30 protein-coding genes and 1 pseudogene are annotated in these 26,821 nt (G+C 37.7%); 21 read left to right on the forward strand and 10 right to left on the reverse strand.

Translation table 11 applies throughout. The features are described from left to right. Window positions 1–17: 17 nt before the first annotated feature. From Q0Y52_RS07495 to Q0Y52_RS07505, 3 genes are read right to left on the reverse strand one after another with little or no spacing between them, the layout of a single operon-like run. Window positions 18–1,067: an efflux RND transporter periplasmic adaptor subunit gene (locus Q0Y52_RS07495; RefSeq protein WP_297820137.1), complete on the reverse strand. Its 1,050-nt coding sequence runs from the start codon at window positions 1,065–1,067 to the stop codon at window positions 18–20. Then, window positions 1,064–4,381 carry an efflux RND transporter permease subunit gene (locus Q0Y52_RS07500; RefSeq protein ID WP_297820140.1) on the reverse strand — a complete coding sequence of 1,106 codons (3,318 nt, stop codon included), beginning with the start codon at window positions 4,379–4,381 and terminating at the stop codon, window positions 1,064–1,066. The genes Q0Y52_RS07495 and Q0Y52_RS07500 overlap by 4 nt, the downstream gene beginning before the upstream one ends. A 9-nt stretch (window positions 4,382–4,390) precedes the next feature. Then, window positions 4,391–4,690 (reverse strand): metalloregulator ArsR/SmtB family transcription factor, encoded by a 300-nt coding sequence (locus Q0Y52_RS07505; protein ID WP_297820143.1) that lies wholly within the window; start codon window positions 4,688–4,690, stop codon window positions 4,391–4,393. Between the two features lie 113 nt (window positions 4,691–4,803). Here Q0Y52_RS07505 and Q0Y52_RS07510 point away from each other — a divergent pair, with 113 nt between their 5' ends. Further along, window positions 4,804–4,992, forward strand: a complete 189-nt coding sequence (locus tag Q0Y52_RS07510) for a DUF2892 domain-containing protein (RefSeq protein WP_297820146.1) — start codon at window positions 4,804–4,806, stop codon at window positions 4,990–4,992. Window positions 4,993–5,041: 49 nt separating this feature from the next. Here the strand turns inward: Q0Y52_RS07510 and Q0Y52_RS07515 are convergent, their stop codons facing one another. From Q0Y52_RS07515 to Q0Y52_RS07525, 3 genes are all read right to left on the reverse strand, one after another. After that, complete coding sequence (locus Q0Y52_RS07515; RefSeq protein ID WP_297820149.1) at window positions 5,042–5,602, reverse strand: cytochrome b; 561 nt, start codon at window positions 5,600–5,602, stop codon at window positions 5,042–5,044. 26 nt (window positions 5,603–5,628) lie between these two features. Beyond that, on the reverse strand, window positions 5,629–6,054 hold the full coding sequence (locus tag Q0Y52_RS07520; protein WP_297820151.1) for a universal stress protein: 426 nt from the start codon (window positions 6,052–6,054) through the stop codon (window positions 5,629–5,631). Between the two features lie 244 nt (window positions 6,055–6,298). Beyond that, window positions 6,299–7,063 (reverse strand): helix-turn-helix domain-containing protein, encoded by a 765-nt coding sequence (locus Q0Y52_RS07525; protein ID WP_297820153.1) that lies wholly within the window; start codon window positions 7,061–7,063, stop codon window positions 6,299–6,301. A 162-nt stretch (window positions 7,064–7,225) separates the two neighbouring features. Here Q0Y52_RS07525 and Q0Y52_RS07530 point away from each other — a divergent pair, with 162 nt between their 5' ends. The 19 genes from Q0Y52_RS07530 to Q0Y52_RS07610 all read left to right on the forward strand — a co-directional run bounded on the left by Q0Y52_RS07530 (window position 7,226) and on the right by Q0Y52_RS07610 (window position 22,441). After that, entirely contained in the window at window positions 7,226–8,419 is a 1,194-nt protein-coding gene (locus Q0Y52_RS07530) for a nitrogen regulation protein NR(II) (RefSeq protein WP_297820156.1), read from the forward strand. Window position 8,420: 1 nt separating this feature from the next. After that, on the forward strand, window positions 8,421–9,071 hold the full coding sequence (locus Q0Y52_RS07535) for a response regulator (RefSeq protein WP_297820159.1): 651 nt from the start codon (window positions 8,421–8,423) through the stop codon (window positions 9,069–9,071). A gap of 111 nt (window positions 9,072–9,182) precedes the next feature. Then, entirely contained in the window at window positions 9,183–9,572 is a 390-nt protein-coding gene (locus Q0Y52_RS07540; RefSeq protein ID WP_297820162.1) for a response regulator, read from the forward strand. A gap of 171 nt (window positions 9,573–9,743) precedes the next feature. Continuing rightward, window positions 9,744–10,301: a DUF4136 domain-containing protein gene (locus tag Q0Y52_RS07545; RefSeq protein ID WP_297820166.1), complete on the forward strand. Its 558-nt coding sequence runs from the start codon at window positions 9,744–9,746 to the stop codon at window positions 10,299–10,301. Window positions 10,302–10,395: 94 nt separating this feature from the next. Continuing rightward, window positions 10,396–11,388 carry a 2-hydroxyacid dehydrogenase gene (locus Q0Y52_RS07550; protein ID WP_297820169.1) on the forward strand — a complete coding sequence of 331 codons (993 nt, stop codon included), beginning with the start codon at window positions 10,396–10,398 and terminating at the stop codon, window positions 11,386–11,388. 75 nt (window positions 11,389–11,463) lie between these two features. Then, entirely contained in the window at window positions 11,464–11,784 is a 321-nt protein-coding gene (locus Q0Y52_RS19425) for a Na/Pi symporter (protein WP_366939262.1), read from the forward strand. 32 nt (window positions 11,785–11,816) lie between these two features. Further along, window positions 11,817–12,074, forward strand: a complete 258-nt coding sequence (locus Q0Y52_RS07555; protein ID WP_297820172.1) for a hypothetical protein — start codon at window positions 11,817–11,819, stop codon at window positions 12,072–12,074. Window positions 12,075–12,544: 470 nt separating this feature from the next. Next, window positions 12,545–13,507: a DnaJ C-terminal domain-containing protein gene (locus Q0Y52_RS07560; protein WP_297820175.1), complete on the forward strand. Its 963-nt coding sequence runs from the start codon at window positions 12,545–12,547 to the stop codon at window positions 13,505–13,507. 2 nt (window positions 13,508–13,509) lie between these two features. Then, window positions 13,510–13,809, forward strand: a complete 300-nt coding sequence (locus tag Q0Y52_RS07565) for a chaperone modulator CbpM (RefSeq protein WP_297820179.1) — start codon at window positions 13,510–13,512, stop codon at window positions 13,807–13,809. Between the two features lie 140 nt (window positions 13,810–13,949). Continuing rightward, on the forward strand, window positions 13,950–15,383 hold the full coding sequence (gene atpD, locus Q0Y52_RS07570; protein ID WP_297820181.1) for a F0F1 ATP synthase subunit beta: 1,434 nt from the start codon (window positions 13,950–13,952) through the stop codon (window positions 15,381–15,383). After that, the gene (locus tag Q0Y52_RS07575) at window positions 15,384–15,779 is read left to right on the forward strand and encodes a F0F1 ATP synthase subunit epsilon (RefSeq protein ID WP_297820184.1); all 396 of its coding nucleotides are present in this window, start codon (window positions 15,384–15,386) and stop codon (window positions 15,777–15,779) included. 5 nt (window positions 15,780–15,784) lie between these two features. Then, on the forward strand, window positions 15,785–16,144 hold the full coding sequence (locus tag Q0Y52_RS07580; protein ID WP_297820187.1) for an AtpZ/AtpI family protein: 360 nt from the start codon (window positions 15,785–15,787) through the stop codon (window positions 16,142–16,144). After that, window positions 16,137–16,472 carry an ATP synthase subunit I gene (locus tag Q0Y52_RS19430; protein WP_366939260.1) on the forward strand — a complete coding sequence of 112 codons (336 nt, stop codon included), beginning with the start codon at window positions 16,137–16,139 and terminating at the stop codon, window positions 16,470–16,472. The genes Q0Y52_RS07580 and Q0Y52_RS19430 overlap by 8 nt, the downstream gene beginning before the upstream one ends. After that, window positions 16,462–17,166, forward strand: coding sequence for a F0F1 ATP synthase subunit A (locus Q0Y52_RS07585; protein ID WP_297820190.1), 705 nt, complete (start codon window positions 16,462–16,464; stop codon window positions 17,164–17,166). The genes Q0Y52_RS19430 and Q0Y52_RS07585 overlap by 11 nt, the downstream gene beginning before the upstream one ends. An 11-nt stretch (window positions 17,167–17,177) precedes the next feature. Continuing rightward, the gene (locus tag Q0Y52_RS07590) at window positions 17,178–17,456 is read left to right on the forward strand and encodes a F0F1 ATP synthase subunit C (protein WP_297820193.1); all 279 of its coding nucleotides are present in this window, start codon (window positions 17,178–17,180) and stop codon (window positions 17,454–17,456) included. Between the two features lies 1 nt (window position 17,457). Further along, on the forward strand, window positions 17,458–18,294 hold the full coding sequence (locus tag Q0Y52_RS07595; RefSeq protein WP_297820196.1) for a hypothetical protein: 837 nt from the start codon (window positions 17,458–17,460) through the stop codon (window positions 18,292–18,294). After that, a complete protein-coding gene (locus Q0Y52_RS07600; protein ID WP_297820199.1) occupies window positions 18,291–19,913 on the forward strand; it encodes an alternate F1F0 ATPase, F1 subunit alpha in 1,623 nt (540 codons plus the stop codon). The genes Q0Y52_RS07595 and Q0Y52_RS07600 overlap by 4 nt, the downstream gene beginning before the upstream one ends. After that, window positions 19,910–20,809, forward strand: a complete 900-nt coding sequence (locus Q0Y52_RS07605; protein WP_297820202.1) for a F0F1 ATP synthase subunit gamma — start codon at window positions 19,910–19,912, stop codon at window positions 20,807–20,809. The genes Q0Y52_RS07600 and Q0Y52_RS07605 overlap by 4 nt, the downstream gene beginning before the upstream one ends. Window positions 20,810–20,884: 75 nt before the next feature. Beyond that, on the forward strand, window positions 20,885–22,441 hold the full coding sequence (locus Q0Y52_RS07610; RefSeq protein WP_297820204.1) for a hydroxymethylglutaryl-CoA reductase: 1,557 nt from the start codon (window positions 20,885–20,887) through the stop codon (window positions 22,439–22,441). A gap of 494 nt (window positions 22,442–22,935) precedes the next feature. Here Q0Y52_RS07610 and Q0Y52_RS07615 read toward each other — a convergent pair whose 3' ends face one another. Both Q0Y52_RS07615 and Q0Y52_RS07620 read right to left on the reverse strand, forming a co-directional pair. Continuing rightward, window positions 22,936–23,667, reverse strand: coding sequence for a DUF1624 domain-containing protein (locus tag Q0Y52_RS07615; RefSeq protein ID WP_297820207.1), 732 nt, complete (start codon window positions 23,665–23,667; stop codon window positions 22,936–22,938). Continuing rightward, on the reverse strand, window positions 23,657–23,908 hold the full coding sequence (locus tag Q0Y52_RS07620; RefSeq protein ID WP_297820212.1) for a hypothetical protein: 252 nt from the start codon (window positions 23,906–23,908) through the stop codon (window positions 23,657–23,659). Before Q0Y52_RS07620 ends, Q0Y52_RS07615 begins: the two co-directional genes overlap by 11 nt. Window positions 23,909–24,035: 127 nt before the next feature. On the opposite strand from Q0Y52_RS07620, the gene fabA reads away from it, so the two are divergent. Beyond that, window positions 24,036–24,554 carry a 3-hydroxyacyl-[acyl-carrier-protein] dehydratase FabA gene (gene fabA / locus Q0Y52_RS07625; protein ID WP_297820215.1) on the forward strand — a complete coding sequence of 173 codons (519 nt, stop codon included), beginning with the start codon at window positions 24,036–24,038 and terminating at the stop codon, window positions 24,552–24,554. Between the two features lie 41 nt (window positions 24,555–24,595). Here fabA and rmf read toward each other — a convergent pair. Beyond that, a pseudogene (gene rmf, locus Q0Y52_RS07630) lies at window positions 24,596–24,771 on the reverse strand (ribosome modulation factor). A 256-nt stretch (window positions 24,772–25,027) separates the two neighbouring features. Next, window positions 25,028–26,764, reverse strand: coding sequence for a DUF3466 family protein (locus Q0Y52_RS07635; protein ID WP_297820217.1), 1,737 nt, complete (start codon window positions 26,762–26,764; stop codon window positions 25,028–25,030). Window positions 26,765–26,821: the final 57 nt, after the last annotated feature.

Raw genomic sequence — 26,821 nt, forward strand, 5'->3', positions numbered from 1 at the left:
GAAAGTTTATATGTTCTTTAATTAGCGCTCAAAGCCAGTATGTCACCTGAGTTGAGACCCGAAACAATTTCTACCTGATTAAGTTGAGACTTTCCTAATCGCACAAAACGTCGGCTTAAATTGTCATTTTTTAATAACCACACCATATCAAGTTGGCCAAAACTTTTCACATATTCCACTGGGATCGATAATACCTCTTTAGTGCCATCTTCTATTAACATTCTGGCAAACATACCAGGCCTTAGATTAGGATCAAATTCTATTCCTGCTTTTATCAAAAATGAGCGTGCATTGGGATCGGCGGCAGGCACAATTTCAACGATAATGGCATTAATTTCTTTACCTACAGAGTCTACCTTCACTGTTATTTTTCGACCAATATCGAGCTGGGTTGCCAATGATTCACGTACATCAGCTTCAATTTGCAAGGTCAATGGATCGTACAAAGACAAAAGCAATTGCCCTGGTGATGCCATATTGCCAGGCTCAGCAGATCTCTCAACCACTACGCCTGAAAAAGGTGAGGTTATTTTGCTATATTCAAGGGCAGTTTGTGCCGCTTGTTTACGCTGTTTTGCTGCGACCAGTTCTGAGCCATAACGGCGAAAATTTGTCACTGCCACATCAAGTTCACTTTGTGAGACTAAGCCTTTTTCTTTTAGTGTTTGAGCTCGTTCAAAATTGGCCTTTGCTTCAGTTAACATGGCTTGTGAAGCATCTACCATAGCGATTGATTGAGCTAACTGTGCTTTTAGCCCCTCGCTTTCAAGCGTAACCAGTAACTGACCTTTTTGTACATTGTCCCCTGCCCTTACATGAATGTTTTTAATTCGAGCCAAGATTTGGCTTGATAACAAGGTCGCTTCTCTCGCTTTAATGCCAGCCGGTATCGATTCTACTATTGGCCTAGTGATATATTTCACAGAGAAACTAGTTAATGCTTTCTCAGCTGGACGCTCAAGCAATCCAGGGGCAACTTGGCTGGTAAATACGCCTGCCATCCAAGCCACAACGACCAATAATCCTACAACAGTGAATACTGGGATAGCCCATTTTTTAATGCTCATAAGGTTTGTTCCTTCAACGGTGCTTGCGGTTTATCTTCGAACACTAGGAAATACACCATAGGGACGACAAATAGTGAAAAAAGTGTTGAAGCAATGATGCCAAATATTATGGCTAGAGCCAGTCCGCTAAAAACGGGATCTAGAGTAATCACTAAATTTCCTAACATAGTCGTACCTGCAGTGAGTAAAACCGGTCGCATACGCACCTCCCCTGCGGCTAAAAGTGATTGTTTGATATTCATACCCCTGGCTCTGGCTAAGGTGATAAATTCAACTAAAATCAGCGAATTCCTGACCACTATGCCAGCAAGCGCAATCATGCCTATCATAGCGGTGGCCGTGAATAATATTGGGTCGGGAGCGCCTGAAACGGTGCGCTCACCAAATTGATTCAAGAGCCAAAAACCAGGCATGATGCCAATGATAGTGAGTGGTATGGCCGACATAATAATTAATGCCAGTGCCGAGCTAGACGTTTGTAATTTAAGTAGAAAGAATATGCCTACTAAAGCAAACGCAAAGGCGATGCCCATATCTCTAAATACATCTAGAGTGATTTTCCATTCTCCTTCACCCGAAAATGAGTAAGATGTACCCTCTGGTAATTTCCACGGCTCACCCCCACCAGATTGTAAATATGTTCTGTTTTGCCAATCATTCTGTGTAACTGAATGACCCGCTTCATCAGTAATAAGGTCTGCGCTTAAATCTGCAATGACTTCTGCTGGTGTACGACCAGCCAACTCTGCAGTCACATATATCACTGGAACAAGATCTTTATGTAAAATGGGTTGAGACACTTTGGTTTGTTGCCATTGCCCCAACTCTGCAAGACTCACCAGTGACTGTGGAGACACTTCTAATCCAAGGCCATTATCCTGCTGTGCAATTGTACCCTGCCCCACAACCTGCAATGACAAGATATCGGTCAGAGATTGTCTGTTTTTATAGGGTAATTTAACTTCTATTGGTACAGGTGATGCGTCGCTTTCAACTTGATAAGTGCCAGCCCTTTTAGATGCGATAGCCACCGTTAAGGCATTATTAATATCAACGGTGGAAATGCCTGACAGTGCCGCTTTTTGTTTATCTGTCACAAAACGCCAGATTAACTGCTCACTGTTGATACTCGAATCAATTTCGACCACATGAGCTTCAGATTTAAGACGAGACATCAGTCCTAAAGCCGCAGCTTGATGAATTTTGGGGCTAACAAAAGGTTGCCCATAGATTTCAGCAACAAAAGTGCTCAGAACAGGTGGGCCTGGCGGTACTTCAATTACTTTTATTGACAGGTGGTCTCGTTGTAAGGGTGCAAGCAAGTCTCTAAGACGTAAAACAATAGCGTGAGATTGATGTTCACGCTCGGTTTTATCCAGCAAGGTAACTCTTAAATCCGCCAAATTTGATGCTTGGCGCAGATAGTGCTGGCGAACCATGCCATTAAAATCTATGGGAGATGGCTGGCCAATATAACTCGCAATTGCCTTAGCTTCTGGTAATAATTTAACTGTTTGGATCACATCTTCAACAGTTGCTGCGGTCTGCTCTAGGGAGGTGCCCTCCGGCATATCTATTAAGACTTGTATCTCATTTTTGTTATCAAATGGCAGCAGCTTAAGAGGCACACTTCTCATTAAAGGCAAGACACAAGAAACAATGAATAAAACTAACACTATCCATAAGCCTAACTTGCTCCTACTTTTTTTAGCAATCAGTGGATTTAATATTCGAGAGTAAACGCCATTGGTTTTATCTGCTATTGCCGTGCTCGAAGGTTTTAATAGTTTAGACGCTAACCAAGGTGTGATAGCAAAGGCCACAAAAGTGGAAATAACTACACTAACAGGCACATTAAATGCCATGGGAGCCATGTAAGGACCCATCATGCCGGTAATAAAAGCTAAAGGTACAAAGGCCAATATTATAGTAACCGTTGACATAATCAACGCAGGACGTATTTCTGACATAGCATCAATAATATTCGTTTTATTTGAGGCACTTTTATTACCCATAAAACGGGTGATATTATCAATGCCGGTAATCGGATCATCCACTAATAAGCCCAATGAAAGAATAAGCGCAAACAGTGTGACCCTGTTTATTGTATAACCTAATGCGAAGTCCAACATCAAAGTCAGTCCATAACAGATAGGCACGGCCAAGGCCACTACAATAGCTTGGCGCCAGCCTAAAAACACACCAATAAACACCACTACAGTAAACACCGCAAATGCCAAACTTGAGGTCAGGTTATTGACCTTTTCATTTGCCGTTTGGCCATAATTTCTAAGGTATTCATAATCCACTTCTTCAGGTAATAATTTTGTTTGTAGCTCTTCCATTTTAGCCAGTACATCACTAGCAACAGTGACAGCATTACTACCCTTTTGTTTGGCTACACTGATAGTTACCATTGGATATTTGTCTTGCTGTGCAGTATTCGCACCATTTGCTCCATTTGCAAATTCTAACCACTGGTAACTTTTAGGCTCGGAAGGTCCATCGCGTATTTCGGCAATGTCTTTTAGCAAAACCATTTTTCCATTGATGACGTTCACTACAATGTTATTTAACGACTGCAAATCACGGATGACATCTCCAGACTCAATCACAAGTGTATTTTGTCCAAGTGATAGTTCTCCATGCCTAGTGAGCTGATTCGATTGCGCCAGAGCATCTACCACATTCATGACACTGGTTTGACGGGCAGCCAGTGCTTGTATATCAAGCAATACTTGTATAGATCTTGAGCGGCCACCTACTATGTTGACCTCACTGGTATTGGGCAGACTTTGAATAACAGTCGATACTTCTTGTGCCATTCTGCGAAGTTCATAATCAGAATAGAGATCGGGTGAGGTGCTATAAAGGCCAACTATCAGTATTGCAACATCGTCAACTTCAATGGGTTTAACAATCCAATTAGTCACAACGTTGGGGATTTTATCTTGATTAGAATACAGTTTATTGTAGGTGTTGATTAATGCTCGTTCTCTGTCTTCGCCAACATTAAATCGTAGGGTGACATTTAATGTCCCATCGTGTGATGTAGAGTAAATGTGTTCAATGCCAGGGACTTGTTTGAGCAGTTTCTCTAGTGGTACAGTAACTTGACGTTCAACTTGACGAGCAGATAGATTAGGCACATCCACCCACACATCAATCATCGGTACCACTATTTGTGGCTCTTCCTCACGTGGCGTATAAGTGAGCGCAATAGTCCCTAAAAATAAGGCAACAATAAATACAAATTGAGGAAATTCACCTTTCAATGAATAGGCAACGAGTCTGTCTATTGGATGTTTTTTCATATCATTTAATTATTCGGTAACACAGAAAAATTCATACATTTTTTCGATTATTTGTTTCACTCTGATATCTGTCACCGAGTAAAATATAGTCTGCGCTTGACGTCGTGTCGAAACGAGCCCGGTTTTTCTCAGTGCCGCCAAATGCTGCGATAATGCTGATTGAGTAAGAGGTACTAATTGATTTAATTCATTCACTGAACATTCTTTGTCAACTAGACTGCATAAAATCATTAGCCTATTTTTATTAGCTAACATTTTCAAAAATGATTCTGCCTCAGAAGCATTGGCTTTAATTTGATCTAGATCCAAGTTTGTTGACTCCTATTTGTCTTACAATTACATTATTATAATCATAATATTAGGTTTGTCTAATATTAGAACCCCCTAATATTGAAACTCCCTGATATTAAGTAAGGTGTAAAATGAATATTAATCAAGGTTTGAGATTGGTCGCTGGGGTCATGATTTTAGTGTCGTTGCTACTGACATATTTTGTGCATGCCAACTGGGTATATTTTACGATGTTTATTGCGGCAAATCTAATTCAGTCAGCTTTTACAAACTGGTGTCCGTTGATGACAATTATGAGGAAGATGGGGGTGCAGGATTAGTACTTTGTGAATAAAATTTAGGAACACATCTTAGTAGTAACCTTACATTTTATTCTTCCGACTTAGAGTTAATTATTGGTAACATTCGAATTAGAGCATTATCGTGCCTAATGTAGTGATGATATAATCCAGCGAGAACATGCAAACCAATAATATAATAACCAACAGAACCCACGGTCTTATGCACTTCTTCAATAGTTTTTGCTAAATGTTCATTTTCGGCTATTAATGTGGGTAAAGTTAAGCCAAAAAATGGGATGCTTTTTCCTTCAGCACTTAAGATAAGCCAACCTGCAATTGGCATACAAATCATCAATATGTATAGAGCAAAGTGAAAAGCCTGAGCTAATAATCTGTGCCATTTAGTTAAAGTAGATGGTGCATTAGGTGTGAGTGTTACCCACCTTGTGATAAGTCTTACCCACACCAATACAAATACGCAAAGCCCTAGCATAAAATGCCAAGCTTTAAGTGTGTCTCTTGACTCACTTCCTTTTGGGTAAATTTCTCGAAGTTCTATGCAGCTGTATACTGCAACGAGTAACAAGAACATTATCCAATGCAAAATAATGGACAACGTGGCATAAGGTTGCTGTTTGGTTAGGTCCATTTATACCACCCCGACTAGATTTTAATTTACATGATCCTGACAGCTAATACATCCTGCTTTGCACCATGTAATACTGAATTAGCTGTTGAACCCAACAAAAGTTTTAGACCGCTGCGGCCATGAGTACCGATTACAATCAAATCTGCATCAATCTCATTTGCTAATGTATGAATTTCCTCAGCTGCATTGCCAATGGGTAAATAAAGTTGCTTTAGAGGAATATTATTGGTTTGGCCAATTTCTTCTAATCGCTTTTTTGCTTGTTTGTGGATATCTGCTACATAATCCCCCCCTACTGCAATAATATAGGGTTGAAAATAAGTGGTCGGCAAAGTCACAAAGACAATACTCAGATAACTTGGGTTTTTGACAACACACAAAGCTCTTTCGAGTACTTGATCATATTCAGAATAAATATCAATAGCCACTAATATGCGTTGATAAGTTTTCATGTTTCTTCTCCAAATGGGTGATGTATGATTACTTTTAATTCCTTTAATAAGCACTCCCAAAATTGAATTGAGTTGAGTTCCAAATGTAAATATGGCGTGCGAGAACAAATATCATTAATTTTAATCACTTTAGGCACTTAATTAAGCACAAGAGAAATACTGAATATTGACCAATATCATCTTTACTCTTAATTATCTTACCTTAGGGAAATACTAAATAATAAAAAGGTGATTTTTGTTTGAATCAATTCATTGCATGCTTTACTTGTTTGGGATGTTTACGGCTCGTAAAGGGTTGTGAACAAATATCTATCGCAACACTATTTTTTAACGAAGCAAAGTCCAAAATAGACAAGTACCGAAGCTGAACTGCAATAATGTTTCTTTGTTGAAAACCAGCAAATATGCGACTCACAGTTTCTATCGCCATGCCTAAATAATTGGCGATATCAGTACGTGTCATGCTTAACATAAATTCGCGCCCCGATAAGCCTCTTTCAGAGAAACCCATAGATAAATCAAGTAAAAACCTGGCTACCTTTTGTTCGCTTGAACAGGTCCCTAAACACATCATCATCGCACTATCGCAAGCTAAACTATGACTCATCGATTGCAGTAAACTGTCACGAAAAACAGAGCTTGTTTTAATCAAACTATTTATCTCTGATTCTTTGATTAAACATACACTGCTCGTCTCAAGAAAACGCACAGTTTGTTTATGCATATGACCATTAAAACCATCTATTCCGATCATATCTCCTGGGTAATGAAACTTAGTGATATGTTCATCTCCTTCTCTGGAGGTAATAAAAGATTTAGCCGATCCAGAACGTAACACATAGATACCTTCAAAATGATCGCCCACTGAGAATAGGTTATCTCTGCGATGAAAAACCCGATGTGAATTATGCTGATGTCCGTTATTGGAAGCGTTAGTCTTCCCAATACAAATTTCCATCAATGATGCAGCATTGTAATAATCATTTTGTGCTTGATATGTTGTCTTCATCTCGGTATTACCTCTAAATTAAGGAATATCAACAGACATAAAGCTTAATTGTCTAGCTGCCACTTTTACTCTAAGGTAAAATCATATACCTTAAATAGATTCTCAAAATATTAGGAATATCGCCTAAATTACTTCGGGAACTACTTATATTGGATGCTGATAATGCCTAAACATGATGAGTCAAACTTTAACCAAGTATTGTCTAATAAGCCTCCTGGTCAAGGTACAATTAAAGATGCTAACCAAAGATTGATTGCATTACTTGATGCTGCAGTTGACGCTTTAGTTATTATTGATGGCAAAGGTAATATCGAGCTTTTTAATAGCGCAGCTCAAAAGATGTTTGGCTATTCAAAGCGAGAAGTTTTCGGTAAAAATATAAAAATGTTAATGCCTGATCCGTTTAGTATTGAACATGATAAATATTTATCATCTTATTTGACTTCTGGAGATGAAAAAATAATTGGGAAAGGTAGGAAAGTTAAGGGCAAAAAATCTAATGGTGAAGTATTCCCTATATTTCTGAGTGTTGGAGAAGTAAAAAATTCAAGCGACATACAGTTTGTTGGCATTATTCGAGATATCTCTGAACAAGAACAAGACAGAATTGAGGCTCGTGAAAGTAGGGAGCGTTTATCACATGCCTCCAGATTAAGTTCTATGGGGGAGTTAGCTGCAGGTATTGCTCATGAAATGAACCAACCTCTTTCTGCCATATCGAGTTATGCTCAAGCGTCCAAACGACTTTTACAATCCGACACACAAGATAACAAATTAAAGGTAGTCGCTGCGTTAGATAAAATTTGTGATCAAGCCATTCGCGCCAGTGAAGTAATCCATCGACTTAGAACCTTTGTCAAAAAACGCGTTGCACAGAGAGAGTCTGTTGATCTTAATGCGCTGATATATGAAACCGTCAATTTAGCAAAGGTAGACACTCGTATCCTTGACCACGAGGTATTACTAAAATTATGCCATAACAAAAAGCCGATACTGTTAGCAGACCCAATACAAATTCAACAGGTGTTACTTAATTTAATCCGCAACGGCATTGATGCTATGGAACATCATAAAGGCGCACCACTTCTTATCCACAGTCAATGGTTATCAAACATAATGATCGAGGTGTCGGTTATTGATTGCGGCCTTGGAATTGATCAGAAGACCAGTAGTGGCATATTTAACCCATTTTTCACCACCAAGGAGACAGGTATGGGAATGGGCTTATCTGTGAGTCAAACCATCATTCATGCTCATGGAGGTAATATATACTTTGGCCCTGGTAAGAATTCAGGGTGTACCTTTTCTTTTAGTTTACCCGCCACTTTCATACGCCAAGAAGATATGGAAAAATAATATGCAAAATAATAAAACTAAACATGTGTCTTCCTCACCCATGGTGCATGTAGTTGACGATGATGAAGCTGTATTAGATTCTGTTGGCATGTTGCTGGACAGTATTGGACTGAAAAACACTTGTTATATGGATGCACAAGGATTTTTAGACAGCTATAGTGGAACAGAATTTGATAAAAACAATGGTTGTATTTTACTTGATATTCGAATGCCCTTTATGAGTGGCATAGAATGTCAACATAGACTTGAACAAATGGGTTGTCGCATGCCGATTATATTTGTGACAGGTCATGGAGATGTCCCTACTGCAGTAGAAGCAATGAAAAATGGCGCTGCTGAGTTTATTCAAAAACCTTTTAGGGAGCAGCTATTAATAGATGCAATTCAAAAAGCATTACAAGTCAATATAGAAGATCAAAAACGTCTTGAAAAAATTAATCAAACTCTGGACAAATTGGCATCCCTTACTAATCGAGAGAGTCAAATCCTTAAGGCCATAGTATCAGGCAAAGCCAATAAGGTAATTGCTATTGAACTACACCTTAGTCAAAGGACAATAGAAATCCATCGTGCTCATGTTATGGATAAAATGCAGGTTAAATCCCTTGCCGAACTAGTTAAAGTTGTGATTGATGCCTCTCCTTCTCACTAATTAAGGCCTAATTTAGGTATAAATGCTTATTGCCGTATGCTGCATTGACCTTAATAATAAATGTGGTAAATAGTTATTATTAGAAATATTATACTGCTATTGAATTTATTTATGTTGTCTAAAATTAAAGCTATTGAAAAACCAATTGTTTACATAGTAGATAGTGATCATAAATTGCTGTGTTCACTTTCAAAAAAATTAGTTCAACATGATGTGATAGTAGAGGTGTTTTCTTCAGCAGAAGAATTTCTTAATACAAAATTTAGAAGTAGAGCAGCTTGCTTAATCATTGAAGTCAATTTACCTAATATGGGCGGCATAGAGTTACTTGAACATATCAATAACTTAGGTGTTAGGTTACCCACATTCATCTTGTCATCAAGTAGCGATATATCTAAAGCTGTTCGCGCAATGCAAGCAGAGGCCATCGACTTTATTGAGAAACCGTTTATAGAAAACACCTTAATTGAAAAAGTACTGGGAGTTATCAAAAAGCTTTAATATTTATCTACTTTATTACATTTAAAATGTAGCGTGATAAATCTCGTAATTAGCCATCCTTACCATCAATACTTTGACCTGTATCAAAACAGTTCTTTCCGATAAAGTCTAAATTGATCACAATAATTTTTGTGTATGTGATTAGATAATGATTCTAGGGAAGCAACAGTCATGAACAATATACAAAATATATTTCAAATTGTTTTATTAATGTTTTTGTCAACTATATTATTTGGATGTCAATCAGTTCCTAGAATTCATAGCATAGTTGATAAAGCAGCTCAATTTGATGGTTATGCAACCTATGGTTTTCATCCAACATTACTCCCTAAAAAGGACGAGTACGACTCACTTTCCTACCGTTATATCAAGTCTGCCATACACAATGAAATGTTAAACAAGGGTTATAAGTATGCATTGGAACCTGAATTATGGGTTAATTTTAATGTGTATGTAAAAGATAAAATCAAAATTAATAGTGCCCCGTCAGCATCTTTTTATTACAACTACCGACAAGGATATGATGTGTGGGGGGATTACCCGATTTTTGAGGAACGGGTAACACAATATATAGAGGGTACACTCAACATAGATCTTATAGACAATAAGACTAATCGTCTTTTGTGGGAAGGTATCGCTGTAGGTAGAGTAAGCGAAAACACTTACGATAACCTTGAAGCTAAAATTAATGAAGCTGTGGCTTTAATATTCATACATCTACCAAATTAACAAACGAATACCTTGTTTGTTAATTTGGTAGATGTATGAAACATAAAATTAATTCAATAACTGTCTTTTACCAAATTTTATTGAGGATTGATAAATGAAAGTCGGTGTTTTCAGTTGTAAACCTTATGACCGGGAATTTATGAGTTCCCGAAATAGTAACTTTGGATTTGATTTAGTGTTCTTGGATTGCAGTCTTAACAATGAAACCGTTGAACTGGCAAGACCTTTTGATGCGGTATCTGTTTTTGTCAACGATGTGATAGATGAATCGGTACTCAACTCTCTACAATCTTTTGATATCCATCATGTCGCACTAAGATGTGCAGGTTTTAATAACATTGATCTTGAACACGCTCGAAAGTTGGGAATAGGCGTATCAAGAGTCCCCAATTACTCAGCAGAATCAGTTGCAGAGCATACAGTGGCAATTATTTTAGCGCTAAATAGAAAACTACTTAAAGCTTGTAAAAGAGTGTTAGACAGTAATTTTGAGCTACAGGGTTTATTGGGTTTCAATTTACGCCACAAAACTATTGGAGTGGTAGGAACAGGAGCCATAGGTAAGGCGTTGGTTACAATACTAACTGGATTTGGTTGCCGTATTTTGTGTTGCGATCCTTCACCATCTGATGATGTAGTTCAAATGGGTCATCAATATGTCAGTTTAGAACAATTGATAAAAAAATCAGATGTGATTAGTTTACATTGCCCCCTGAATGCAGGTTCACAGCATATGATCGATCATGCTGCGATTCAAAATATGAAAGAAAAAGTGATGATTATCAATACTTCACGTGGTGGGTTGGTGAACACTCAAGCCATTGTTTCAGGATTAAAAAGTAACAAAATTGGGTACCTTGGTATAGATATATATGAAATGGAGTCTGAATTGTCGAATGGAGATCTAATATGTGAAACAATCACCGATGATACTTATCAAAGACTGGCTACCTTTCCAAACGTGTTAATCACTGCTCATCAAGGTTTTTTTACATCAGAATCTTTACAGCAAATTGCCAATACAACACTTAAAAATCTACAGTATTATTTTGCAGGTAAAATTTGCAACGAGACTTTTTTACCTTAGATGTCGGTTGAATGGACACTACTGGCTGAAATATCGGGTGGCATCGTTTTTTCTTAATGGGGATGATAATAATGGCTGACGGCTTATACACGCAGCCCATACTCTGGGGCATTATGGGGTGCCATAAGCACATTAACTTTACAATCATCTAGTGCGGTCACAGTCGCAACGGTGAGTTTTGTTAGAGCGGATTTGATGACCTTTAGTCACTCATTGGGTGTCATATTTAGTGCTAATATTGGCACCACTTTAACTGTATGGTCAGTGTTATTACTCGGTTTTAAATTAAAGCAAGGAGCCATTGTCTTAACTATTATCCTTTGCGGCGCTCTGCTGCGACTTTTTGCCAAACCTCAAAAAACTGCAATTGGTTTATCATTGCGGGGTTTGGCTTAATTTTTACTAGTACAACCGCACTTCAAGAGAGTATGTTTGGACTAAGGGAATATTTTGAATCTGAACAGCTATCATTAAAAACCTTACCTAAAAACCTTATCGTTTTATGTTTCGTCTTAGTATTGACTTTGATTACTCAATCTTCCAGTGCTGGTATAGCCTCTATCTTAGTTATTGGTATGGACATTGGTACAACTTTTTCCACTTTACTGGCGACAACTGGTGCATCAATAAGTGCTAAGCGCACTGGTTATTCCCATGTTATTTATAACTTGTTAATCAGAAGGTAGTCACTTTTTTTGATAAATCCGTACATTTGTTATGAGAAAGTTTAACCGCAGAGACAATCGAACAGCATAAAGAAATAGTACTTGTTGCTTTTAACACTTGTATTAGCCTCAACGATTTGCACTAACGGCGATGTGTCAAAGTGTTTTAAAACAGCATTCGTTGACCCTACGATGCATTTTGATCTGCATCAAAATTTTGTAGTCATTAATACTGCAAAATAGAGTTCTAATTCATCTATTACAGCTAATAAAAAGTGTGCGTGTTACGTTAACTGAATAGTTTTTTTTTGTTTAATATGTCTAAAACAACAATAGTCGATTAGGTAAATATTGATTGGTCATAATAATGATTTATATGTCGTAGTGTTTTCTGAACTAACTCATCAAAATATGCTAATTATTTATAACGAAAGTTGGGATTAAAAGCTCCACCACATCCTAATGGTCTGCATGTAAGCTAAGGAAATAAAATGGAATTTAAAGATTATTACCAAATTTTGGGTGTTGATGAAAATGCAGAGTTAACAGAAATTAAAAAAGCCTACCGACGACTTGCGCTTAAGTTTCATCCTGATATGAATCCTGATGAGGGTGCAGAAGAAAAGTTTAAACAGGTGGCAGAAGCATATGAGGTGTTAAAGGATGACACTAAGCGAGCTGAATATGATGAAATGAAACGTTATGGTTCTAGTTCATCTAAAAACTTTGAAGCGCCACCTGGCTGGCAACCTTCTGGAGATTTTGGAGCGGGTAATTCAGGATCTTCTGCTAATTACTCAGAATTTTTCAATTCTTTTTTTGCAGGTGGTCAAAAGGGTTTTAGTCACGCAGGTCAACAGGAACCAGATTTATTCAAAGGTCAGGATCTAGAGATGGAAGTACCCGTATTTCTTGAAGAGTCTGTTTCTGGAACCACAAAGAACCTTGAGTATCTGGTCCCAGAGTTTGATGGTAGACAAACACAACAAATCAAAAAATCGCTTATTGTAAAAATACCTCAAGGCATTTCAGATGGTGAAAGGATTAGAGTCAAAGGTCAAGGTGCCCCTGGCCAAGGGGCTGTCAACAGTAAAAACACATTAAATGGAGATTTGTTTTTACATATTCGGCTAGTTCCTCATCCATTATTTGATGTGCAAGGTATTAATTTATTGTTAACCCTCCCACTTACCCCATGGGAAGCGGCTTTAGGCACAAAACTTGAAGTGCCAACACTTGATGGGAAAATTAACTTGAATATTCCCCCAAACAGTTGTTCAGGTAAAAAATTACGCATAAAAGGTAAGGGTCTTAAAAGCAAAACTTCACAGGGAGATTTATTGACTATCCTTAAAATTGATATACCGCCCTCAACAACTAGCGAAACCAAAAAGTTATGGGAACAATTAAGTGAAATTGAACAATACAACCCACGCGCAGATTGGAGCAACTAAATATGACCAATATCACATTACGTATACATTTAGATGAATTATGCCTAAGTGCAGATATAAGCCAAGAAGCAATAATTGAAGTGGTTGAATATGGCATCGTTACTCCACTAGAAGGTGATACATTATCAGAATGGGTCTTTGATCTAGAAAGTGCCCACTGGATAAAAAAAGCCATCAAACTTAATCAACAATTACAAATCGATTGGTTAGCAACAGCGATGGTTATAGAATTAATGAAAAAACAACAGGAATTAATAAAAGAAAATAAACAATTAAAAGTCAGGCTAAGCCGTTTACTCTAGAAAGTGTAGTTTTTAATAAACGCACTTATTTTTATACCCTTCCCCCACATTTTCAACATACCTTATTAAAGCTTGATCAAGGTCAAATCCAAGATCTGCCTATTCATCATAATGTGAATCAAAAGATGAAGAGTTCAGTGATGAATAATAACAATAACTGTCCTTGTGATGGCTCAATATTATCCGTTAGAGGTAGCGTTGTGGATGCACATTTTTCCCGTGATTTACCCCATATCCACGAAATACTCTATGCTAATGATAAAAAAATTGTTCTAGAGGTGTTGGCACAACTGAATACAGAGACAGTTCGCGCCATCGCACTGACGCCCACTCAGGGACTGGCCAGAGGCATGTTAGTCAAATCTTCAGGAAACCCACTTGTTGCTCCAATTGGCAAAAATATTATTTCTCGCATGTTTAATGTGTTTGGAAACCCAATTGATGGTCTACCTATGCCCAAAGGTGTGCAATGGCGAAACGTACACCAACCTCCCCCGCCACTGATTGATCGCTCAACTAGTTCTGAGATATTTATAACTGGCATAAAAATAGTCGACGTATTAGCTCCCATTGAAAGAGGTGGAAAAGCAGGTTTGTTTGGCGGTGCAGGCGTAGGTAAAACGGTTCTGCTAACCGAAATGATCCACAACATGATAGGCCATCACAAGGGTGTCAGTATATTTTGTGGTATCGGCGAACGTTGTAGAGAAGGTGAAGAGTTATATCGTGAGATGGCGCAAGCAGGTGTCTTAGAAAATATGGTGATGCTATTCGGGCAAATGAATGAACCCCCTGGAAGCAGATTCAGGATAGGTCAATGTGCATTGACAATGGCTGAATATTTTCGCGATGAAGAGCATCGCGACGTATTACTTTTAATTGACAATATATTTCGATTTATTCAGGCCGGTTCCGAAGTATCGGGATTAATGGGACAAATGCCCTCAAGAATGGGATATCAACCTACTTTAGGTACGGAGTTATCATCCCTAGAAGAGCGTATAGCAAATACAAAAAATGGGGCTATCACCTCTATACAGGCTGTTTATGTTCCCGCTGATGATTTTACCGACCCCGCAGCAGTTCACACTTTTTCACACTTATCCGCGTCATTGGTGTTATCTCGAAAACGTGCAAGTGAAGGACTTTATCCTGCAGTTGACCCACTTCAGTCCAGCTCAAAAATGACCACAGCCTGCATTGTAGGTGAGCGCCACTTTGCGCTAGCCCATGCAATTAGACGTATATTTGCGCAATATGATGAGCTAAAGGACATTATTGCCATGTTAGGACTCGAACAGTTGTCTATCCAAGACAGGGACATAGTTAAACGTGCTAGACGTTTGGAACGCTTCTTTACTCAGCCATTTTTTACCACAGCGCAATTCAGCACAGCACAAGGCAAGTTCGTTACCTTAGAACAATCTTTAGATGGATGCGAACGTATTTTAAGTGGTGAGTTTAATCACTACCCAGAGCAGTCTTTATACATGATTGGCTCTATCAACGAGATAAAACTAGGCGATGACAAAGTAAATAAAGATAAACAATTAGTCAGCGATGGAGTCCAGTAAATGGATCTCAAAATACTGCTACCCAATAAAGTTTTTGCCAAACATAAAAATGTATTACGGATAAACGTAGAAACCCTTGAAGGCTATTACGGCATCCTCTCAAACAGAAGGGACTGCACTGCTGCATTGACTCCAGGAATACTTACCTTCGAAACCGAATTAAGAAAAGAATCCTTTGTTGCTATTGATCAGGGAGTATTTGTCAAAAAAGGCAATGACGTGTTTGTATCTGTTCGACGTGCCATCCAGGGCGATGAATTAAGCCAACTAAGAAATGCAGTAAAAACAGAGTTTTTGACTCTAGATGAAAAGCAGCAAGAAATACGTTTTGCCATGAATAAATTAGAAAGTAGTTTTTTACAACGATTAACAGAATTTTCAACGACTTCGAGATGAGTGTGATGCAAAAAAAACCTCAAAAGAAGGTCAAAACAACAACCAAAACAACATCAACACTATCTGAGCTAATTGACAGTAAAGCAAAACGTAAAATTAAGAAACAAAGAAGCCCTGAAGCAAGTGCTTGGTTTGGATTAGGAATGATGGGGCTAATTGGATGGTCAGTTGCATTACCCACAATATTGGGGGCGGCAATGGGAATATGGCTAGATAAGCATTACAAAATTGAACATTCGTGGACATTGGCATTGATTGTTGCTGGTCTAACAATAGGTTGTTTTACTGCATGGGGTTGGCTCAGTAAAGAATACAAAGCTATGCATGAAAATGATGATGAAAAAACAGAGAAAACTAATGATTAATGTCTTATCAGGAATAACATATTCACCTTTAGAGTTGTGTTACATCCTGATATTTGGATTTGGATTAGGAAGCGCGTTCTTTTTGAGTTTGTGGTGGGTTGTTTTTAAGGGACTTACATCAGAACGACCTGTTATGTGGTTTGTAGGAAGTTTTTTCATTAGGATAGGTTTGTGTTTACTTGGCTTCTATTTTATTACTGATGGAGGCTGGCAATCATTAGTCATTAGTCTTGTAGGTTTTATCCTTGCCCGGCCTGCAACCAGGTTATTGATTGAGCTGACGAGTCACTCTTCGTTAAACAAACTGAGGAGTAAAAATGAATCTTAGTCCAGATGAAATTGTGTATTGGCAACTAGGTTTTTTCAAACTCAATGCAACAATTTTGTTTACTTGGTGCTTAATGTTGGTATTTTTTATTGTTGCACAACTGTTAAGGCACTTATTAGCAAATAAAAGTGAGCGCACTCGCTGGCAGAATACCCTTGAGATTATTGTACTGACAATTGAAAAACAAATATCCAGTGTTGGCTTGTCCAATCCAAGACAATACATCGGATTCCTTGGCACCCTATTTTTATACGTTGCTCTGGCTAATCTGTTTACTATTTTCCCAGGTTACGAACCGCCAACTGGTTCGCTCTCCACCACAATATCCTTAGCCCTTTGTGTGTTTGTTACTGTGCCTTACTATGGCATTAAACAACGAGGGTTAAAGGATTACCTTGCGTCCTACACCCAACCTACCTTTATTATGTTGCCATTTAACATTATTGGTGAAATATCTAGAACCTTTGCATTAGCGGTAAGACTATTTGGCAATATTATGAGTGGCTCTATGATCATTGGGATCATGTTGATAATAGCACCATTCGTTTTCCCCGTTGTTATGACAGCGCTAGGTTTGTTAACGGGCTTAGTTCAGGCGTATATATTTTTTATTCTGGCAAGTGTTTACATCGCCGCTGCAACAAGTGTTGACAATACTCAGACACATTTTCCCCCATCAATTGAACAACCCTAGGAAAAATAAATATGGATAGTCTAACTTTGATTGCCATCACTTCAATTATCACATCAGGTATCACCATTGGTTTCGGAGCCATTGGCCCTGCATTTGCTGAAGGTAGGGCCGTGGCAAACGCTTTAATGGCCTTGGCTCAACAACCTGATGCATCATCGACTATAACTCGAACCTTGTTCGTTGGTTTGGCAATGATTGAATCTACAGCCATTTATTGTTTTGTTGTGACCATGATCTTGTTATTCAGCAATCCATTTTGGAACTATTTCATTGCGCAAAGTGGTAACTAAGATGCAAATAGATTGGTTTACAGTTGGTGCACAAACAATCAATTTTTTGTTGTTAGTTTGGTTGCTAAAACGCTACCTTTACGTGCCAATTTTAAAAGCTATTGATGCTAGAGAAAGCCATGTTGCCAAAGTATTGAGCGACGCAGACACCATCAAATCAGAAGCAGAATTAGAGCGAAAGCTATTCGACCAAAAGAATTTTGAAATCAATGCAAAACACGATGAATTATTAAAAGAATCTAAGATGATAGCTTATGAAAAAGGTGAACAAATAATCCTTAATGCTCATATAAAAGCAGATGATATAAGCAAAAACCGTCTTTTAGTTTTAGAAAGAGAACTACAATATTATCACGACAATATTGCTGTTAAATCATTAAAGGAAATATATGAAATAACGCGTAAAGTGCTTGCAGACCTTGCTGATGTTAAGCTGGAAGAAAAAATGTTTGAATGCTTTTGTAAGCATTTACAGAGTATAACTCCTGAAGAAAAAAACAATCTGAATAAAATTATCGAATCAGGTAAATCAGGACTTATTTTATATAGCGCGTTTGAACTAACACCTGCGAAAATAAAAAAAACAAACGCAATATTACAACAAGTAATATCACCTAATATAAATAGACATTACCCACTAAAATATGAAATAAAACCTGAGCTTATTAGTGGTATTGAACTTCGTTCAAATGGATGGAAAATTGCGTGGAACAGTGAAGATTATCTTAATGTACTGCAAACAAATATTAAACAACTGTTAGATGAACAGCGTGAAACAATAAATAGCAAAAATAAACAATTGAATACTAGTTCTCACACCGCCAAAATTTCAGTATGACATTCATTGAATCAAGTACAGTGCAATTAACTTTGAACTCCCTGTACAGTTCATTAAAACAAGGACGCCTAGAAGTCGAGGGAAAGTTAATGGTTCAAGAAATTGGAACAATAACTAGCGTCTCCACGGGCATAGCACTGGTAAGCGGATTACCCAATATTGGTTACGATGAACTCTTATTTTTTGGCAATAATTTATACGGAATAGCATTCAATCTTGATGCGGATGAAATTGGTGTAGTTCTACTTGGCGATGCTTGGCGCTTAAATGTAGGTGATGACGTTAAACGCACAGGCCGAGTAATGGATATCGCTGTTGGCCAAGAATTACTAGGCCGAGTTATTGACCCGCTAGGACGACCGCTTGATGGCAATCAGACACCAGCATTGACACAACGATTGCCTATTGAACGACCTGCCCCTGCGATTATAAATCGTTCTCCTGTCACTGAACCATTACAAACCGGCATTAAGGTTATTGATGCACTTTTGCCCATAGGCCGTGGTCAACGTGAATTAATACTGGGTGACAGGCAAACAGGTAAAACAGCTATCGCCATTGATACAATCCTGAATCAGAAAGAAAAAAATGTCATATGTGTTTATTGCGCAATAGGCCAAAAAGCGTCTTCTGTTGCAAAAACATTGGCCGTTTTAAAAAATAAACAGGCTTTAGATTATACAGTTGTCGTTGTTACCGAAGGTAATGACCCTCCAGGACTTGATTATATTGCGCCTTACGCCGCCACAAGCATTGCTGAACATTTTATGGAAGCCGGTGAAGATGTGTTAATTGTATATGACGACTTGACTCAACATGCACGTTCTTACCGTGAGTTGTCATTGTTACTGCGGCGCCCTCCGGGAAGGGAGGCCTTTCCTGGCGATATATTTTACCTCCACTCAAGATTACTTGAACGCTCGACCCATTTGAACTTAAAAAGTGGAGGTGGTTCTCTGACTGCATTGCCCATTATTGAGACAGAAGGACAAAATCTGTCTGCTTACATTCCAACAAACCTGATATCGATTACAGATGGACAAATATATTTATCACCAACTTTATACGATTTAGGTGTCTTGCCAGCTGTAGATGTTGGGAAATCAGTATCACGTGTTGGGGGTAAAGCACAGCGAGGCGCCTATCGAAAGGTGGCGAGTGACTTAAAACTTGCTTACGCTCAGTTTGAAGAGCTTGAAAACTTTGCCCGATTTGGCGCAAGACTGGATGAAAACACCCTCAGCACAATAAACCATGGGCGGCATATTCGGTCTTATTTAAGTCAATCTGAATCAGAACCTGTCTGTGTAGCCGATCAAATAATCTTATTATTAGTTCTTAGCCATCAGTTACTTGATGCAGTGCCTTTAAATGACATGTCAAAAGCGCAAGCCTGCCTAATGAAGGCATCCAAAACCATGCCTGATTCATTGATAACACGGCTCGAAGATGGCCAAAATATCTCTGATAAAGACAGCCTGTTAATAATCAGTATGGCTAAAAAAGCGTTAGCCCCCTTTATCAACAAGGTGTCAGATAATAATGAACATATCGAAAAAAAAGTATCCTCTAATCAACAAATATTAAACAAAAAAAATGATGATGCAAATAAACCATGAGTAACTCTCTGGCCAACTTACAACACAAAATAAACAGTGCCTGCGATTTACAGTCAGTAGTGCGAACCATGAAATCTATGGCCGCAGTTAATATCACTCAATACGAAAACGCAGTAAATTCCCTGTCTGATTATCATCAAACAGTTAAATTGGGCCTAAACGTATGTTTTCATAAAGCGAATTCATTAGTTTCTGAACTCCATTATAAGGTGAATAATAATCACAAAAATATTGGTGTTATTGCATTTGGTTCTGACCAAGGGTTTGTAGGTCAATTTAACAATCTGTTGTCTAATTTTTTAATTGAAAAGGTGCAAACCTATCATGGCGAAAAGTATCTTTGGGCTATTGGTGAATGCATACAACCCTTATTATCAAAAGTAGATATGCATATAGAAAAAAGGCATCGTCTTCCTATTAGTTTAGATACAATACCAGATCTTGTAGGTGAGCTCATTTTAGAAATTGAGAGCCAGAGAGAAAAAAAAGGAATTAACCAATTATTTGTTTTTTATAATAAACCAACATCCAAATCCACTTACGCTCCAACGTATCAAAAGCTGCTGCCCTTTGACCAAAACTGGAAAGATGAACTTTTGATGACTCAATGGCCATCAAGAAGTTTACCTGAACTTCTGAATGATAAAGAAACCACATTTAAAGCATTGATTAGTGAATATCTATTCGTATCTATCTACAAAGCCTGTGCAGAGTCTTTGGCTAGTGATAATACTTGCCGGTTAGAGTCAATGCTACGAGCTGAAAAAAATATTGAAGAGTTATTAGATGGGCTAAACCAAAATTTTAGACATAAACGACAAACGAGTATTGATGAGGAGTTATTCGATCTAGTAGCAGGCTGCGAGGCTTTACTCGAAAAAACCTATAAAAAATGAATTATTTGATATTCATCAATATATATCATTAGGTTACGTGGATAAATATCCACACCTGCTTAATAGAGATTTATTATGTTTGTCCCAAACTCAATGTTGAAACAGCTATATACCCTTGGAAGTTTAAAAAAGACTCAAAGTGGATTGAGTTTTTCATTAAAGAACCGGATTAAAAGTGCACACTTTAATCAAATATTACACTTATCTATTAATGAACAAAGAGTCGATAGCCACAAAATAATGATTTCGCTGGATTCAGAACAACAAATAAGTCTTCATACCCTTCAAAAGAATCAAGGTGTCGAGTTTCCACTTGGCGCAATATTAAATGTATTTGTTGAGGGCATTTTTGTGTCAGAACTTAAAACCTTCAATATTAATATTACTCTTTCTACCCAACCTTTTGGTGATATTCACTTAACAATGGAAGATAAGGTGTCAGTTTCCGCTCCGGCTTTAAATGAAATTCCTCGCAGCATAGAAAATGACTTACACCCAGAGATGGTTCAAGCACGACAAAATTATGTATCAGAAATAACAGGAGTGACACCCACAAAGTTATTTAACATTGATGTGGATCTTCCTTCTTTACGAGGAAATATTGAACATTTTTGTGGTGTTGCACAGGTACCTCTTGGAATAGCGGGACCTTTAATGGTTAATGGTGAACACGCTACAGGTGAGTTTCTTATTCCTATGGCTACCACCGAAGGCACGCTGGTGGCTTCGTATAATCGCGGTATGAAACTTCTGAATAAATCAGGTGGCGTAAAAGCAACAGTGGTTGACGATGCCATGCAACGTGCTCCCGTTTTTGTATTTGATGATGCAAGAAAAGCCAGAGATTTTGGCGCTTGGGTGGCTGATAATATTGATGAAATACGACGTCAAGCTGAGGCAACAGACCCTTTTTTAAAACTGCGTAATATTGAACAATACAAATCTAACAAATTTGCATTTCTAAGGTTTAACTTTACTACCGGTGATGCAGCGGGACAGAACATGGTTGGACGCGCAACTTATGTGGCCTGTGGTTGGATTCTTGAGCACTATGGAAATAAAAATAACACAGATATCAAAAATTTTTTCCTCGAGTCAAATATGGCAACAGATAAAAAAGCATCGGCTATCAACATATTGAATACGCGTGGTAAAAGGGTCACAGCCGAAGTCACTATCAAGCGGGATGATCTGATTGAAGTCATGCGAGTGGAACCAACACAAATCGAAAAGCATCAGCGAGTAGCTTCTATTGGCTCATTTTTAGCAGGTGTTCAAAACACGGGGTTACATTCTGCAAACGGAATTACCGCGATGTTTATTGCAACGGGTCAAGATGTGGCGAACGTCTCAGAATCATCCTCAGGCATTTTTTATTCTGAAATAACTGAGGAAGGAGATCTGTATATTTCTTTAACGTTACCCTCATTAATTATCGCAACCTGTGGAGGCGGAACAGGGCTAGGTACACAAAAAGAGTGTCTAGAAATGTTACACTGCAGTGGCCCTAATAACGCATTGAAGTTTGCTGAAATAGTGGCTTCTGTCGCCCTTGCAGGTGAAATATCTCTGGCATCCGCTATATCATCTCTAGACTGGGTAACGTCTCATGAAGAGCTTGGTAGAAATTAACGAAGTAGTATAAATTAGCTAATAATCATAATATTGAATTGGTTACAGCTGTTTTAAATTAATCACTGTTTATATATTACCTTTAATCCATAAGTGTAGATTGACTTTATATATAGCAGCCAATACTCCATTGGCTGCCTCGCCCACCAAAGCAAATAAGCCGACACATTAATGATTTAAAAGACGAGATGAGGTTTCACTTAATCAATGATGGAACTTATTTTTAAATATTAAAAAAAAATTAAAGGCTCGGCTCAATTTTAAACAACAATCTATTTGAAACTGTCGATTGTTGTGTATTTAAACAAGATAATGGGTCTTATATCCTTCCCAATGTTCGACTTGCTCATAGGATGGCCAGTGTGTCAGCATCTAAATTGATTAATATAATTTAGTTAAAACCATTGATAAGTTAAACTTCATTAATGGGTCTTCAATTATGTAAACAAACTGGTTTGTGGTATTTCATATACTATGGTTTTATTGCATAACTATTAACGTAATAAAACCATATCCACCAGACCAAATAATCCATATAAGATGGGTTGATGAACTAAATAAATAATCAACGAATGTTGACCTAAAAAAGCCAACTTATTTGAAAAAGCACTAGACTTAACATTGATGTTAAAAAGCTCTTTATACATCACAAAGACACCAATCAATACCACACCAATCCAAGGAAAAAAGCTTACTAAGTCAACTGTTTGTGTGGGTATGCCTAAATATAAAACACCCCACTCCCAAATAGGGTATAAGTTTAAAATACCCATCCAATAGCCTACTATGCTCCCTGTCCCAATCAATAAGGCAATGTAAGGCGCGCGAACAAATAATACCGATATGGGCAGTGCTACGGTGATAAAATGTATAATACCAAAGTAAACCCATGTTCCAGGGTGCATAAAAAGGCTACCTATAGAAATAAAAATAGAAACAGCGAAAAGTTTACCGACAGCCTTAGTAAGTTTCTTTTTATTGAACGATTTGTGGTATGCCAAATAACTACTCATGCCTACAGCTAATAAAAAACTGCTCACAATAAATGTTCTAAATATTTTCCATTCAATATCTTTAGCAGTGCTAAAGTCCGTCCAACCGAAAACCGTTAAGTCATAACTAAAATGGAAAATAACCATAAACACTATAGCTAAACCTCTGAGCACATCGATCTCATAATTTCTATTATTACCATTAATTGAGTGATGGTTCATTTTATTTGTCATGATCCTTAAGCCATTCATTTAAAAGCTTAATCTGACCACATTTATAGGCTGCGTAGGTTATGCGTAACGCATTCGATAACATTTCACTATCTGTCCATTTTGTTTTATCAGATAATTCTTTGTAACAATCCATAGCCTGGGGAGTAACATACCCTCTTACCTGTTTTTTACCTTTATCTGTTTGTTTATCTCGGAAACGTTTTTGTTTCTCAGCGTTAGCACTGCGTTTAATTATGCTCATATTGTTCTAATAATCATTTGTTGGGGTTAAAATTAGTCAAAAGTTAAAATATATCACTGTTCAGAGTTGTTAAGCTTACAACTGTTCGCTAAATTACCCTCCTCAGTTTATTTAGGCAGTATATAGAATGACAGATCGACAAAATAGTTTCACAAAAAAAGAACTTTTATCTTGTAGTACCGGTGAGTTATTCGGTCCTGGTAATAGCCAACTTCCAGCGCCAAATATGTTGATGATGGATCGTATTGTTGAAATACATGAAACCGGTGGTTCTCATGATAAAGGTTATATAGTGGCAGAACTTGATATCACACCAGACCTCTGGTTCTTTGCATGCCATTTTCCAGGTGATCCTGTTATGCCTGGTTGCCTAGGTTTGGATGCTATGTGGCAATTAGTTGGATTTTTCTTAGGTTGGTCTGGTGGTCCGGGTAAAGGAAGAGCACTAGGCGTGGGTGAAGTTAAATTTAAGGGTCAGGTGTTGCCTACCGCTAAAAAAGTAACCTATAGGATTGATTTGAAACGTGTAATCAAACGTAAATTATTTATGGGTTTAGGTGACGGCACTGTAGAAGTTGACGGTAGAGTGATTTATGAAGCAAAGGATTTAAAAGTAGGCTTGTTTCAAGATACCAGTAGCTTTTAATCTTACTTACACCTAAAAAAGGCCCCTAATGGGGCTTTTTGTTAACGACTGACGAGTCCTATACTTCTATCGCCGATGGCATCTCTCCATCCACCTAACCATTCAGATTTAATATTATTGACTGAAATGGGCAATACTCTTTAGAACGTCCAGTAATGCCTGCTTGGTAACCTTTAGAACGTGCTCTTGAAAGTTTATCTCTCTTTTGTCGTTTCATTGAGTTTCCTCTTTTGTATTATTAATTATATGTAGTTCATGAACACCACGGAATAGAGATAGTTGAAACGAAGTTTTGATTCAACAGAAAATAACACTTATATTATTCTATATTGATTAACTCATTGAATAATAATGAAATATATTCTTAAACTAAATTTTCATAAAAACGTGTAGTTTGAAATTTATTAGTAATAAGAACATATATTTAGCTAGGAAATAAAAAACCCGCCTCAAGGTGGGTTAGAAAATTCAATTTAGAAACTTTGAAAGCGCCTCCAGCTTAATAGTGCAAATCCTAATCCTAATATCCAAAATAAGCTTGCACCCTGCCTCTCTCTGTTAATCTGATTAGATGGAATATCACACTCTTCAACAAGACCATCTATAATAGGCTCTAACTTGACAGCAACGACTAAGTCAACAATGGTTTCGCTACCTGAAGAGTCTATTATGACGTTCCCACTTGAATCTCTTGCTGGACCCTTATAAAGAGCAGTCGCAACTATTTCATTCTTATCATTAATGCTGTTGGCTTGCACTATTGTAAAAGGTGAATCACAGCTGATTAGGTCTTGAACACTATAGAACTGTTTGGCCTCATGCTCATATAAAAAACCTTCAGTTCGTCGTCCAGTTAAAGAAGCATCTACATCACCATAACCGACAACTAAACCATTGTTATTAATATCTAAAGCAACACTTGAAGAACCTAAGAAAAAATCATCTGGAAATGTAATCTCGTCTAAGTTCATATCGTAAACAAAAAACTTAGTTCTATTTGAACCATTGACCGATTTAACCTGATAACCCACGACTAAATTGTTGTTATTGATGTCAGCTGCCGAGCTAATAGTCTGTGAAGTTCGAGCTACTATGCTATCCGGCTCAGGAGTGAGATTAATTATATTATCTTCGTCGAAAATAACACCGAAGTTTCGAGTTACAGTGGCTCCATTTTCAGAGTATTGTCCGTTTGAAATTCCGACGGCAATTCCGTTGTCATTTATGGCTAACGCTTGACTACTATAATTAACTGTATCATCAGCTTCTGGCTCAAACAGTAATCCTAATACTTTAGTATCTAACAGGTTTCCTTGGCTATCTAACTGCCAAATTAGGCCTCTGAGTTGTGAGAATGTACTGATCGAGTTTGAAAATGAATCAACAACAGAACTGATGCAGGACTCAATTGGTACGTCTCCTCTTAATGGGAAGTCAATCGTATCTGGATCGTCGTCATCGATTAAGTCTTCATTTTCACAGTCCGTTAGGGCCGTTTCTAAGGAGTCTGGAACAATTAAAGTCGTTCCATAACCTACAACTTGATTACTTTCATTAATCCCAAATGCATCACTAAAGCCACCTGCAATCTTTGCTGGCGCTGGCAAACCAACAATATTACCATTATGGCTAACAAATCCTCGCGTACCGAATTCATGTACAACAAAGATTATCTCTTCACCATTTTCGGTTGTATAGTTAACTTTACCGTAGGCACCTTCGCCACTGCCAACAGCAAAATCAGAGTTATTAATATCCCTAACATTAGTATTTGTACCAATTGAAAATTCGTTACCTTGGTCAATTAATTTATCAAAACCGGAAATATAATTAACTTCCATTTCTGATGTTAAAAAACTGTTCGTATTTGCGATTTGTTGTGCACTTTGTAAACCGTCGGCTGATCTTATTAACGACAAAAGAAATTCATAATCAGCACTGTTGAAGTCTCCGTTCCTGGCAGACTCAATGTCCGTTAAGTTATTAATTAACGTTTCCGATTCAAAATCTAATAATTCTAGATCAATCGGTATATTGTAAGGAGTGCTAACATTTACCGTGATGTTACTGTTTTCGTTAATCGCGCTAGGGAAACTACTTTTTCCTTCTGCAATAACAGGTAATTCAACTACTCTGTACTTAGCGGCTTGGCTAACAGGTGTTACCAAAAGGGCTAAAGATAATGCGGCGTACAGCCTTGTTTTAGTCATGTATAATTAATCCTACTTACTGCTAATGTGTTAATTTGTAATGTCTATTTTTAGTTA

Origin of the sequence: uncultured Paraglaciecola sp. (assembly GCF_943787955.1) — a bacterium.
In the GTDB taxonomy this organism is placed as follows: Bacteria; Pseudomonadota; Gammaproteobacteria; order Enterobacterales; family Alteromonadaceae; genus Paraglaciecola.

Coding starts and splice junctions, on each gene's coding strand:
- Q0Y52_RS07620 (WP_297820212.1), bottom strand. CDS start 23,908: ATGAGCATAATTAAACGCAGTGCTAACGCTGAGAAACAAAAACGTTTC.
- Q0Y52_RS07535 (WP_297820159.1), top strand. CDS start 8,421: ATGCAAAATAATAAAACTAAACATGTGTCTTCCTCACCCATGGTGCAT.
- Q0Y52_RS07575 (WP_297820184.1), top strand. CDS start 15,384: ATGGATCTCAAAATACTGCTACCCAATAAAGTTTTTGCCAAACATAAA.
- Q0Y52_RS07510 (WP_297820146.1), top strand. CDS start 4,804: ATGAATATTAATCAAGGTTTGAGATTGGTCGCTGGGGTCATGATTTTA.
- Q0Y52_RS07530 (WP_297820156.1), top strand. CDS start 7,226: ATGCCTAAACATGATGAGTCAAACTTTAACCAAGTATTGTCTAATAAG.
- Q0Y52_RS07540 (WP_297820162.1), top strand. CDS start 9,183: ATGTTGTCTAAAATTAAAGCTATTGAAAAACCAATTGTTTACATAGTA.
- Q0Y52_RS07565 (WP_297820179.1), top strand. CDS start 13,510: ATGACCAATATCACATTACGTATACATTTAGATGAATTATGCCTAAGT.
- Q0Y52_RS07585 (WP_297820190.1), top strand. CDS start 16,462: ATGAATCTTAGTCCAGATGAAATTGTGTATTGGCAACTAGGTTTTTTC.
- Q0Y52_RS07635 (WP_297820217.1), bottom strand. CDS start 26,764: ATGACTAAAACAAGGCTGTACGCCGCATTATCTTTAGCCCTTTTGGTA.
- fabA (WP_297820215.1), top strand. CDS start 24,036: ATGACAGATCGACAAAATAGTTTCACAAAAAAAGAACTTTTATCTTGT.
- Q0Y52_RS07525 (WP_297820153.1), bottom strand. CDS start 7,063: ATGAAGACAACATATCAAGCACAAAATGATTATTACAATGCTGCATCA.
- Q0Y52_RS07605 (WP_297820202.1), top strand. CDS start 19,910: ATGAGTAACTCTCTGGCCAACTTACAACACAAAATAAACAGTGCCTGC.
- Q0Y52_RS07595 (WP_297820196.1), top strand. CDS start 17,458: ATGCAAATAGATTGGTTTACAGTTGGTGCACAAACAATCAATTTTTTG.
- Q0Y52_RS07550 (WP_297820169.1), top strand. CDS start 10,396: ATGAAAGTCGGTGTTTTCAGTTGTAAACCTTATGACCGGGAATTTATG.
- Q0Y52_RS07580 (WP_297820187.1), top strand. CDS start 15,785: ATGCAAAAAAAACCTCAAAAGAAGGTCAAAACAACAACCAAAACAACA.
- Q0Y52_RS07610 (WP_297820204.1), top strand. CDS start 20,885: ATGTTTGTCCCAAACTCAATGTTGAAACAGCTATATACCCTTGGAAGT.
- Q0Y52_RS07615 (WP_297820207.1), bottom strand. CDS start 23,667: ATGACAAATAAAATGAACCATCACTCAATTAATGGTAATAATAGAAAT.
- Q0Y52_RS07495 (WP_297820137.1), bottom strand. CDS start 1,067: ATGAGCATTAAAAAATGGGCTATCCCAGTATTCACTGTTGTAGGATTA.
- Q0Y52_RS19430 (WP_366939260.1), top strand. CDS start 16,137: ATGATTAATGTCTTATCAGGAATAACATATTCACCTTTAGAGTTGTGT.
- Q0Y52_RS07520 (WP_297820151.1), bottom strand. CDS start 6,054: ATGAAAACTTATCAACGCATATTAGTGGCTATTGATATTTATTCTGAA.
- Q0Y52_RS07560 (WP_297820175.1), top strand. CDS start 12,545: ATGGAATTTAAAGATTATTACCAAATTTTGGGTGTTGATGAAAATGCA.
- Q0Y52_RS07590 (WP_297820193.1), top strand. CDS start 17,178: ATGGATAGTCTAACTTTGATTGCCATCACTTCAATTATCACATCAGGT.
- Q0Y52_RS07545 (WP_297820166.1), top strand. CDS start 9,744: ATGAACAATATACAAAATATATTTCAAATTGTTTTATTAATGTTTTTG.
- Q0Y52_RS07500 (WP_297820140.1), bottom strand. CDS start 4,381: ATGAAAAAACATCCAATAGACAGACTCGTTGCCTATTCATTGAAAGGT.
- Q0Y52_RS07515 (WP_297820149.1), bottom strand. CDS start 5,602: ATGGACCTAACCAAACAGCAACCTTATGCCACGTTGTCCATTATTTTG.
- Q0Y52_RS07600 (WP_297820199.1), top strand. CDS start 18,291: ATGACATTCATTGAATCAAGTACAGTGCAATTAACTTTGAACTCCCTG.
- Q0Y52_RS07555 (WP_297820172.1), top strand. CDS start 11,817: ATGTTTGGACTAAGGGAATATTTTGAATCTGAACAGCTATCATTAAAA.
- atpD (WP_297820181.1), top strand. CDS start 13,950: ATGAATAATAACAATAACTGTCCTTGTGATGGCTCAATATTATCCGTT.